Origin of the sequence: Stenotrophomonas sp. SMYL89 (assembly GCF_036319985.1) — a bacterium.
Taxonomy (GTDB): Bacteria; Pseudomonadota; Gammaproteobacteria; order Xanthomonadales; family Xanthomonadaceae; genus Stenotrophomonas; species Stenotrophomonas maltophilia_Q.
This window is the reverse complement of sequence record NZ_JAWIRW010000008.1, coordinates 173,243-184,987: the sequence shown is the minus strand read 5'-3', so window position 1 is coordinate 184,987 and position 11,745 is coordinate 173,243. Positions and strand designations below refer to the sequence as shown.

Below are 11,745 nucleotides of genomic sequence, written 5' to 3'. Positions count from 1 at the left end.
AAGGCAAAGGGTGGAAGATGGTACTCCGTGTCGCATTCAGCCGCACAGGACAAATGGCACGTGTCAGGTGTGCACGCATCCTTCACACTTGAGTGCCTAGCTTCACGTCCCTCACAGGGGTAACACTTATTTACACGTGGACGCAGCCGCTTCTACGACGTCCGTGCTGACGGACCCTTCCCGACAACTGCGACTGCTGATCGACAGCGTGCGCGACCATGCGCTGTACCTGCTTGATCCTGAAGGCATCGTGTGCAGCTGGAACCCGGGCGCCGAACGTATCAAGGGCTATTCAGCCGATGAAGTGGTGGGAACGCACTTCAGCCGCTTCTACCTGGCCGCCGACCGCGAGGCCGGTGAACCCCAGCGCCTGCTTCGCGTCGCAGCGCAGCAGGGGCATGTCGCCAGTGAAGGCTGGCGCGTTCGCCGCGATGGCTCGTCGTTCCGCGCCAGCGTGGTCATCGAACCGGTCGTGGAAGCCGGCGAACTGCTCGGCTTCGTCAAGATCACCCGTGACATCACCGAGCAGTGGCAAGCGCAGCGGCTGCTGCGCGATGCCCAGCGTGCGCTGCGCAACACCCAGCAGTTCGAGACCGTTGGCCGTCTCAGCCGTGGCCTGTCGCATGAGTTCAACAACCTGCTGACCACCATCGGCAATGCGCTGGACCTGCTGTCGCTGCGTGTCAGCAGTGACGATGCGCGCGCAGCCGAGCTGCTGGATGCCGCGCAGGCAGCCACCGACCGCGGCGCGCTGCTGACCCGCCAGCTGCTGGCCTTCAGCACCGGCCAGACCCTGATCCGGGAATCGGTGGACATCAATGCGATGGTACGGCAGTGGCTGCCGGACCTGCAACGCGCCTGCCCGCCCACGGTGGTACTGGAAGCCCATCTCACCCCAGGCCTGCCGCAGGTGAGCACCGATGCGATGCAGCTCCAGACCGCCCTGGCGAACCTGGTGGCCAATGCCGTGGAGGCCACCGCCGATGGCGGCCGCATCCTGATCAGTACCGCGTTGGAACATCGCCTCGACCCGGATGCGGACACCACGCTGCAACGCGGCTATGTCACCCTCAGCGTCTGCGACGAGGGCCACGGCATGGCCGCCGACATCGCCGAGCAGGCCAGCGAGCCCTTCTTCACCACCAAGGACATCGGCAAGGGCAGCGGCCTGGGCCTGAGCCAGGTGTTCGGATTCACTACCCAGAGCGGCGGCTTCGTCGACGTGTCCACCACGCCCGGTGTCGGCACCACGGTCAGCCTGCTGCTACCCGCAACCGAGGAAGCAATCCATGACCGATGACCCGATCCGCGTTCTGATGGTGGAAGACCAGACTGATCTTCGCGAAATGATCGGCCTGGCCCTGCGCGATTTCGGCATCGAGGTGGCCACCACCGCCGACGGGCATGAAGCCGCAGCGTTGCTGAAGGGCGACGCGCGTTTCGACGTGGTGTTCAGTGACATCAGCATGCCCAACGGCATGTCCGGCATCGAGCTCAGCGAGCACGTCGCGCGTGAGCAGCCGCAGGCACGCATGATCCTGTCCTCCGGCTATGCGCGTTCGCAGCTGCCGCCCCTGCCTGAGCAGGTGGAGTTCCTGCCCAAGCCCTATCGCCTGCGCCAGCTGGTGCAGCTGCTCAGGCAGGAATGATCCGTCGCCGGGCATCGCCCGGCGTATCCGCTCATGTACAGCCGGGCCCATGCCCGGCTGCGCTCCTCAATAGCGCCCCACCAGGTTCAGGTACCACCCGCGATGGGTGTAATCGAACCTGGTCAGGTCATCGCTGAAGTCGGTGAAGTTGTAGCCCACACCCACGCGGAAGTTGCGGCCGATATCGCGATCGACACCGGCCAGCCAACCCTGCCTGCTGCCGCCGTCGCGGACATCCAGCAGCCGATACTCCAGCAGGCCGTGCCACTGGTAGTACAGGTCATAGCGCAGCTGTCCCGCAGCGAAGTTGGTGGCCGAGTCGAACCAGGGGCCGCTGCCGCGTCCATAACGCACCTCGCCTTCGCGCCGCGCCGCCTTGGCCGCCACCTCCCAGCGCTGGTCGATGCGGTACACGCCTTCCAGCGACAGGATCTGCGTGCGCTGATCGTAGTCCACGCCGTTCACCTGGCCCATCGTCGACAGGTCGTACAGGTAACTGTAGCGACCGAACAACGCCCAGCGGTCGTTGTCCCACGGCCGGTAGGCGAAGCCCAGGTTGCCTTCGATGAAGCGCGCACCCGCCACCGGATTGATCGCATCGTCGGTGTCGGCATAGTTGAAGCGCGCCGCGATGCGCCAGCTGTCGCTGAGGCGGTGGCTGAGGCGATTGGTGCTGACCCACTGCGTGCGCCGCTCGGCACCGGTATCGCGCCGCCATTCCAGCTTGCTCTGCCACTCGGTACCGGGCGCGGTGCGGCCGCCGGACAGGCTGACCGCCTTGCGATCCACCCGGCCACTGCTGGCGTCCAGCTTGCCGTTGCTCAGGGTGAAGCCCGCGTTCCAGCCCACCGCCGGATAGAAGTCCATGCCGAAGGTGTGCGCCAGGCCGGACTCCTGCCCGGATTTCAGGAACTGGCTTTCGTTGAACACGTTGACCTGGTCAGACAGGCGCCAGCGCTGGCCCAGAGTCCATCCATCCTGTGCGTTCGGGCTGAACAACGGGTCGTACTCGCTGCGGTCGGTGGACTGGGTGAATGCACCGTAGAAGCTGTGCTGCGGGGTCAGCCGGTACTCGGCGTTGACCTGCGCGGCGGTGCCACGGTCGCCGTCCGAGACTTCCGCACCAATGGTGGACAGGTTGGCGAAGGTCCAGGTGCCACCGGCCACCACCGCGTCGTTGTCGGCATAGCGGCCATGGTCGTCGTCGACGGTCAGCTGGCCGCCGCCGTAGACATCCAGCGACGTACCGATGCGGTGCGTGTAGCGCGCCGCAGCCAGCACGCCAGCCACATTGCCGCCAAGGCCGCGGTCCTCCTGCACACGGCGCAGTTCGGCCGACAGTCGGTCGTTCTCGCCGATCCGCCATTCGGCGGTGGCCTGCGCCTGGATCAACGACGCATTGCCACGGCGGGCCTCGCTGTAGCGCGCATACAGGCTGAAGTCGTCGGTCACGTAGCCCAGCAGCTCGGCGCCCTGCTCGCGCACGCGCTGGCCGGTGTCGAAGCGGCCCACCGAATAGCCGCCGTCCACCTGGCGCCACCAGGCGCCGGCGCTCCAGTCGCGCTGGGTCCAGCCCAGTTCGCGCAGATTGACGCGTGCTTCAACGGCGGTCGCTTCACCTTCGCGCAGCCCCTCCGGGTTGAGGCGGCTGAAGCTCAGACCGCCGTTGTCCGAGAAGAACACCGGCGCACTGGTCGCCTCGCTGCGGCTGTGCTCGACCTTCAGGTAGGTGCCACGGCCGGCCTGCAGGGTCAGGTCCGCACCCTTCATCGAATAATCCTGGCCGGAGCGCTGCTCGTCCACGTAGGTGGCGCCCACGGCAACGTGATCACCAAACCAGTGCTTGCCGCGCACGCCAGCGGTGATGTCATCGCTGTCGAATCCGGTCGGCACCCATTCGTAGTCGACGATCAGGCGCTGCTCATAGCCGTCCAGCGGTACGTCGCGGCTGATCCGGCGCAGGTTCTCACGGCTGACCTGGGCCAGCGGCCGGGTCAGCAGGATGCGGCCCTGCAGGGCGTCGATCTCGTAGTCGGCACCGCGCACCATCGGCACGCGCTGCTCGACGCGGCCGGTGGTGCGGTCACGGATTTCCAGCACCACCTGGTCCGAACCACTGAGGATGCTTGCATGCCGCAGGTAGTACAGACTGCCACCGGTGCCGATGAACTCGCTGTGGCCCGGCGCCGTTTCGGCCTGTGAACCGAATACGCGCAGCTCGCTGCGTGCATCCCCCCAGGCATTTGCTCCGCGCGAGCGCCACGACAGTGCCGCACCGTACAGCGAACGCACGTACTGCGCGTACTCGGTGCCGGTCAGGCCGGTGTTGTAGTTGCCCCACAACGCCTGGTTCTTGTCCCAGTCCATGCGCAGGTAGAAGCGGCCCATGCTGTCAACATCGCGCTGGGTCAGCGAGTCGTCGCCATAGGTCGGGTAGTACAGGTCCGGGTCCAGGCTGCGGAACAGGTCGCGCGGATCGGCCGTGGTGAAGCCGGTGAACAGCTCGTCCAGCGGACGGTTCTGGGTATCGGCCTGTGCGGTCAGCAGGTAGCGGCCACGGGTCTTGGCCTTCAGGTAGAAGGCCAGGCGGCCATCGCTGAGCACGTCATCATTGCGCTCGCCCCGGGCGAAGTCCTGCCCTGCCCCACTGGCCTTGTTCTGGTACACGGTGATGTCGGCCAGGCCGACGCCAAACAGATACTGGCCGCTGACATCGACTTCCAGCGTGCGCGCGATGGCCGGCGCATCCGGTCGCTCCACGCGCACGTCGAAGGCATGATGGCCAATCGGCATCAGGTACTCGGCGGCGAACTTGCGATCCTGGTCCAGCGGATAACTGTCGCCATTGATCTTCAGCGACGCGCCCAGTGGCAGGTCGCGGCCACGCAGGCGCACCCGCGATCCATACACCGGGATGTTCTGCTGGCGCAGGCCATTGCCATCGAACACCTGCTGCAGCAGTGACAACGACGCGGCCTGGTTGGCGTCCACCGAGGTACCGCGGCGGTCTTCCAGCGCGTCACGCAACTGCTGGTTGCCGCGCTCGAATTCCGCCGGCGTCACCAGCTGCATCGACTGCGCGGTGGTTTCATCGACATTGCCCTCGGCATCAAAGGCGCGCAGCACGTAGACCAGCCGGTCGCCGCGACGCAGCGGCGTCGAGGCCGGCAACGCGCCATCCCACACGCCCTGGGCAACGGCGGCCACCGGCAGTTCGAACGTCGCCAGTGCTGCCACACGATCCGTGTCGCTGCCGCGGTAAACGCTGACTTCCAGGCGCTGGATGAAGGCGGTGTAGTTGCCACGCACGTAGAACTCGACCGGCCGCACGATGCGGCCTTCGTCGAAGGCGACCATGCCCGGTGCAGAGACCGACAGTTCCGGCTGGCCCATCGCCGGGTCTTCGGTGGCCCAGATCGCGCCGCCTTCCGGCAGGCGGATCATGAACTCGCCACGCACGGTGGCCTTGCCCGGCTCATCGATCGCCACACTGACCCGGCGGTCCGGTTGCAGGGCCTGCGAGCTGGAACGCGTGGACGTTCCCTCGGTCACCGGTTCGTCATAGCTGCGCGAGCGCAGGCTGAACAACAGTTCGCCCTCGGCATTGCACTGGGTGCCGTCACAACGGATCGGCGCCGGCTCGGCGGCGGGCGGCTCGGCATGGACGGCACCGGCCAGGCCAAGCAGCAGGGCCTGATACAGCGCAGCGCGCGGCAGGCGGGCCGCACGGCGGGCGGCAGAGTGATGCGCGCTCATGGGCGTGCCTCCTGTTGGCGGGCAGCCGCACGGGTGGCGGCGCTCTCCTCGTTGCGAACGCGCAGGCGCTGCTGCACGGCGGGGCTGAGCTGGCTGCGCAGCGCCTCGAACACGGCGTTGGCACGGCGCAGGCCCAGTGCCTGGTTGTAGGCATGGCTGCCGCGCACATCGGTGTGGCCGACCAGGCTGACCTGGCCACCGCCCAGCTGTTCCAGACGCGCGGCGATGGCGGCCAGCAGCGGCTTGAACTCGTCGCGTACGGTGGCCTTGTCGGTGTCGAACAGCACGTTGCCCAGCAGCGCGCCACCGGCATCCACACCGGCCAGCAGCGAGTGGGGATCGCGCACATCGGTGCGCAGCTGCACGGCCAGGCCGGCGCGTGCGCTTTCCGCAACCTCGGCCTGCAGTGCATCGCGTACCGCTGCGGCGCGGGCAAAGGCCAGTGCCTGGCTCTCGCCATTGGCAGCGATCACCACGTCGCCGCCCTGGTAGCGGTCGACCACCTCGGCCATCTTCTTCAGCACCGGGCGATAGTTGGCCTGCAGCTCGCTGCTGTCCGGTGCGAACAGCACCTCGCCCAACGCAATCTCCATGCGCTCGGCGGCGGCCTGCGGCGATGGCGACAAGCGCACGCCGAAGCTGAAGCGGGTCGGCACGCCCTGCGTCACCCGCCGCAGCAGCGGATTCTCGGTGGTCAGTTCAGCCCCGGCCGGCAGCGTGGCCGGGTCCAGCTTGATGATGAAGTTGCGGCCCAGGCGCGCGTCACCTCCGTGCACGTCAGCCAGGTGGTAGCGCCCGAACGGATCGGTCTCCACCAGCAGGCCTTCCACCGTGGCCAGACGCACACCGGGGATGCCCTGCTCCTGGATGCCTTCGTTGCCGATCACATAAGCCACTTCGTAACCCTCGGCGACACGGGCGATCTCGCGGCGCACGCTCGGCTCGGCTGCGGTGAGGCCTTTGCCGGCCTCACCGCTGCGTTCCACGCGCGTGGCGCCCTGCGCGTCCATCCGCAGGCGGTGGCCCTGCGCGCTTTCCAGCACGAAGTCATCGCTGAAGGACAGTTCGCGCAGGCGCTGGCGCAGCACCACCTGATGCGCCTCGGCGGTGTCGGACGTGGACGCGCGGCCATGCACCACGCCAATCTGCACTCCGTGCAGCAACGGTGCACTGGCATCGGCCAGCGGTTGCGGGCCATCGCCGCGATCCAGCGTGGTCGAGCCCGGCACGTAGGCCGCAGCAGCGAAGCCGCCCTGCACGCGAACGCCGCTCAGCTCGGCACTGTCCTGCCAGCCATCGCCGTCACGATCATCAAACACAGTGCCGAATACCAGGCTGTCTTCCAGCAGCGGATCGGCATCCATGGCCACCTCGGCGGTGGCGATGTTCGACAGCGGCGTGCCATCGTCGGCGGTGGCAACGGCCTGGTTCACGTGGTTGCCCGCGCGCACGCCGGCGCCCACACGCAACAGGTAGGTGATGGTCGCACTGCGACCCACGGCAATGTCCACCGCACCGATGCGCAGTGGAACCTGGCTGCTGGCCAGCGAGAACGCGCCGTCATCGTCGGCCACGCGCATCGAGCCGTCGACGTAGCTGAAGCCCGGCGGCGGTGTATCGACCACCACGCCGTTGCGCCAATGGCTGCCGCCCACGTTCTCGACCACCAGCTGGTAGCGCACCAGGTCGCCCACCTTCACCCGGCGCGGGCTGGCGGTCTTGGTGATCCGCAGGGCGAAGTCGGACACCACCTTGTGGCGCGTCTCGCAGGTCGTGCAGTCCGGCGGCGGCGAGCCATCCGGATACTGTCCGCGCAAGCGGTTCAGCACCTCGATGCGGGCCTCCTGGTTGACCACGGCCTGGTAGGCGAACTCGTGGCGACCGATAGCAGTACCCGTCGGCACCGTGCAGACGATGTCGGGCCCCTGCTGGACGCATCCGGCGGGCAGGCTTTCGATGCTCAAGCCGGCGTCCGGCGTATCCACCAGCTGCAGCGGCTGGCGCAGCGCCGCCCGCTCGACCGTGGCCACCAGCGTGTAGCGCAGGCGGTCGCCCGGTCGCACTTCGGTGCCACTGGCAGGTCCGGAATGCTTCTCCAGCACCACGCGCGGTTCGGCCAGCGCGTGCTCGGTGCTGCAGTCACCGTTGCAGGTGGGCGTGTCACCGCCGGTGCCGAGTACGGCGTTGCGCACGCTGCCGCTGGCCTGGGCGTTGACCAGCGCGCGGTAGCCCAGCGCATAGGTCCCGGGAGCGGTACCGGCCGGCAGCGTACAGACCAGCGGATTGCTGGCGTTGCAGGTGAACGGTCCCGGCTGGGTGACCGACTGCAGGTCCAGGCCCGTGCCCAGGGTATCGGTCAGGGTCAGCGTATCGAGGGTCTGCGAGTTGGCGACCGTCACTTCCACGCTGTAGTCCACCGCATCGCCCACGCCCACCGGAGCGACGGTGGTCGACTGCTTGCGGTAGGTCACCACCGCCGACAGCACCGGCGTGGTGGTTCCGCAGTTGCTGGTGCAGGTGGTGACGCCGGTGCCACTACCGAGCACGGCATTGCTGACGCTGCCCTTGGCCCGGGCATTCACCCGAGCGGTGTAGTCCACCATGTAGGTGCCCGGCACAGTACCGGCCGGCAGCGTGCACACCAACGGATTGGCGGCATTGCAGCTGAAGCCCTGGCTGGCAGTCACCGCACCGAAGTCCAGGCCGGGGCCCATCGTGTCGGTCAGGGTGAACACCGCCGTGGTGCGCGAGTTGCTGACCACTGCAGTCAATGTGTAGGCGATGCTGTCGCCCACCTTCACCGAACCTGCGGCGGCCGAGGTCTTGCGATAGTCGATCGCGCTGCCGGTCACCGGCGTGCTGGTGCCGCAGTTGGCGGTACACGACGGATTGTCGCCACCACCGCCGAGCACGGCGTTGGTGACCTGGCCGGTGGCCTGCGCATTCACCACGGCGGTGTAGGTCAGGCTGTAGCTGCCCGGAACGGTGCCAGCCGGCAGCGTGCACACCAGTGGATTGGCGGCATTGCAGGTGTAGCCCCCCGCAGTGGTCACCGCGCCGAAGTCCAGGCCGGTACCCAGCGTATCGGTCAGGGTCACCACATCGGTGGTGCGCGAGTTGGTCACCACCGTAGTCAGGGTGTAGGTCAGGCGATCGCCCACCGAAACCGGACCGGTGCTGTTCACCGACTTGGCATAGCTCACCCCCGGTGTCGCCACCGGGGTGGTGGTATCGCAGTTCACGCTGCACGACGGATTGTCGGTGCCGCTACCAAGCACGGCATTGCGCACACTGCCGCTCGCCTGCGCATTGACGGTGGCGCCATAGGTAACACTGTAGGTACCCGGCACGGTGCCGGCCGGCAGCGTGCACACCAGCGGATTGGCGGCGTTGCAGGTAAAGATGCCTGCGCTGCTCACGCCAGCGAGATCGAGGCCATTGCCCAGCGTATCGGTCAGGGTGACCACGGCACTGGTGCGCGCGCGCGTCACGGTTGCAGTCAGGGTGTAGTCGATGCGGTCACCCACCCGTACCGGCCCACCGGTGGAGGCCTGCTTGGCATAGACCACCTGCGCTGCGGCCATCGGCGTGGTGGTATCGCACGCACCCACGCAGGACGGGTTGTCGGTGCCGCTGGGCACCACCGCGTTGCGCACCTGGCCACTGGCCTGAGCGTTGACCACGCCGGTGTACGAGAACGCATAGCTGCCCGGCACGGTCCCGGCCGGCAGCGTGCAGACCAGCGGGTTGCCTGGCGTGCAACTGAAGCTACCCGCGCTGGTGACGCTGCCGAAGTCCAGGCCGGGACCCAGCGTGTCGGTCAGCGTGGTCACCGCCGTGGTGCGCGCGTCGGCCACCAGCACCGTCACGGTGTAGGCAACACTGTCGCCGATGGCGACCGGACCGGCGGTGCCGCTGGCCTTGGATACCGAGATGCGTGGCGCCGCCACCGGCGTGGTGGTGGTGCAGTTGCTGCTGCAGGTGGGCGTGTCAGTACCCGTGCCGACCACGGTGTTGACCACCTGGCCACTGGCCTGCGCATTGACCGTGGCCGTGTAGCTCAGGCTGTAGGTGCCCGGCACCGTGCCTGCCGGCAGCGTGCACACCAGCGGGTTGGCCGCATTGCAGGTGAATGCACCGGGGCTGCTGACGCTGGCGAAATCCAGGCCGGTGCCCAGGGTGTCGGTGAAGGTCAGCACATCGCGGGTGTTGCCGTCGGCCACGGTGACATCCACCGTATAGTTCACGGTCGCACCCACCGCGACCGGGCCGGCGGTGTTCGAACGCTTGGCGTAGCCCACCCGTGTCACCGGCACGGTCACATCGCTGCGCGTGCAGTGGTCAACGTCGGTGCAGCTGCTGCCGGGTGCCGGCGGATTGCCGTTGTTGAAGGGATCGTAGCCGCCGCCCACGCTGGCATGGTTGGTCAGCACACCGGTAGCAGCCGCAGTGACCGTCACCGGCAACGTGAACGCCGAGCTGGAGCCGGCGCTGCCGGCTGCAGCCAGCACCTGGCTGCTGGTGCAGGTGACGTCCTGGCCACTGGCCGTACAGCTCCAGCTGCCGCTCACATGGGCACCCGTCCAGTTCGGCACGATCCCGGCCGGCAGCTGGTCGCGCACGATGATCGCACCCACCGGCACATTCGGTGGATTACCGGTGGGCACATCACTGGTATTGCTCACCGTCAGCGTGTACTGGGTGCCGGCCTGCCCGTAGTTCCAGATGCCACCGGTGGCGTTGCTGCCCTTGACCACCTTCAGCGAGGGAGCGGTGATGGTGATGCGGTGGTCTTCCACCTCGCCGTCATCGGCCACGCCGGTCGGGTTCTGGATCTGCGCGGCGATGGTGGAGTAGCGCAGCCGCACGTAGCTCGTGCCGGCGCTGACCGCGCTGGGTACCGTCCAGCTCAGGTTCGCCTGGCCTCCGCTGCAGGCGGCGGTCGTGCTGCGTTCGTTGAGATCGAAGGTGCCATTACGGTTGAAGTCGATCCAGCCGGCAACGCTGCCATTGCCCGCGCAGGCTACTGACTGGGTGATCAGCGTACCGGCCTGCATCACCGTCAACCGGTAGCTGGTTGGCCAGGCATCTTCTTCACGGCTCCCCACCTGCGGGAAGTTGTCATCGCCCAGTGCGTCCGCGCTGTAGCTGCTCTTCTGTTCGGTATCCGGGCCCAGGCTGCCGAGGAAATCAGTCAACGGTGGTGCCAGGCCACCCGGCGTATAACCGGCGGTATTGATGTTGAAGTTGCTGGCGCCCTGCGGAATGCCATCGGAACGGAACTGCAGATCGTCCACCACGTGCATGGCATCGCCGTAGCTCTGCGGTGCGTCACCGAAGTCGGCATACGGCACCAGCAGGCCGATGGCGATGGCGGTGGTGCCGCCGCCGCGCATCGAGAAGCCCATGTTCACCGCCAGGTTGCCCGGCGCGTGTGCGGCATTGTCGAAACTGAGGAAGGTAACGGCCGCCGTGTTGTCGTCGTTGCCGGGACCGAAGCGGATCACCTGGTTGGCGCCGCTGGTCGACTTGTTCACCAGATAGGGCGTGGCATTGGCCAGGTTCTTGCGAACCTCCACCACGTTCCAGGTGCCCTGCGCGCTGGCTTCGACGAACTCGCCGCTGTTGTTGATCGATTCGGCATCGGCCATCACCACGCCGCGCAGGCGGTAGGGCGCGCCCCCCAGGGTCGACGTGCAGGTGATGCTGAAACTGGAGGTGCCGCCCGCACGTGCGATGCCGGCAATCAGCTGGTTGCTGGTGCCAGTGCCGCCGATGTTGTACAGATCGTCAAGACTGTCACCGCCGAAGTTGCCAGGCCGATAGCTGCGCAGCACACCGGTCTCGGCGGTGTTCAGGCGGCAGTCCACGCGCAGGTTCACTCCCGCCGCCACAGGCATATCGATGGACGACGTCGCGCCGTCGTTGAGCGCGACGTTGTTCACGCCATTGGCACCGCCGCCCCAGGTCAACCACAGCACGGTGTTGCGATACGGGCTGCTACCGCCGGTGGCATAGGCCGCAGCCCAGGCCAGCGAGGGTGCCAGCATTGCCAGCAACAGCAACAGGCCGGCTGCCATCCAGCGGCCGGGGTGCAGGTACTGCAGGTTTTTTCCGGGATGAACGCATCCACCGCCCGCGCGAATGCGCGACGTCGTCGACTGCCACATGTTGATTTCCCCGCTCAGCCCTCAGACGGGCCGAAGTTCAATGGGTGACCTGGGACGAAATCCCGGCACCGGCGACGCACGCAACTACGTGTTCTGCCGACTCCGTGGCACCTGCCTTCGTCCCTGCACCCGGATGGTTGGGCACACATATCTGTGACCAAGTTAACACA

The 11,745-nt window shown here is 67.3% G+C and carries 4 protein-coding genes; 2 read left to right on the top strand and 2 right to left on the bottom strand.

From position 1 onward, the window contains the following. Positions 1–163: 163 nt before the first annotated feature. Positions 164–1,300, top strand: a complete 1,137-nt coding sequence (locus tag V3B41_RS12465) for a PAS domain-containing sensor histidine kinase (protein ID WP_049430963.1) — start codon at positions 164–166, stop codon at positions 1,298–1,300. Next, positions 1,290–1,649, top strand: coding sequence for a response regulator (locus V3B41_RS12460; protein ID WP_049430967.1), 360 nt, complete (start codon positions 1,290–1,292; stop codon positions 1,647–1,649). Before V3B41_RS12465 ends, V3B41_RS12460 begins: the two co-directional genes overlap by 11 nt. Positions 1,650–1,715: 66 nt before the next feature. Here V3B41_RS12460 and V3B41_RS12455 read toward each other — a convergent pair whose 3' ends face one another. Both V3B41_RS12455 and V3B41_RS12450 read right to left on the bottom strand, forming a co-directional pair. Further along, entirely contained in the window at positions 1,716–5,405 is a 3,690-nt protein-coding gene (locus V3B41_RS12455; protein WP_329861274.1) for a hypothetical protein, read from the bottom strand. Further along, complete coding sequence (locus V3B41_RS12450) at positions 5,402–11,485, bottom strand: CshA/CshB family fibrillar adhesin-related protein (RefSeq protein WP_329861272.1); 6,084 nt, start codon at positions 11,483–11,485, stop codon at positions 5,402–5,404. Before V3B41_RS12450 ends, V3B41_RS12455 begins: the two co-directional genes overlap by 4 nt. Between the last annotated feature and the right edge of the window lie 260 nt (positions 11,486–11,745).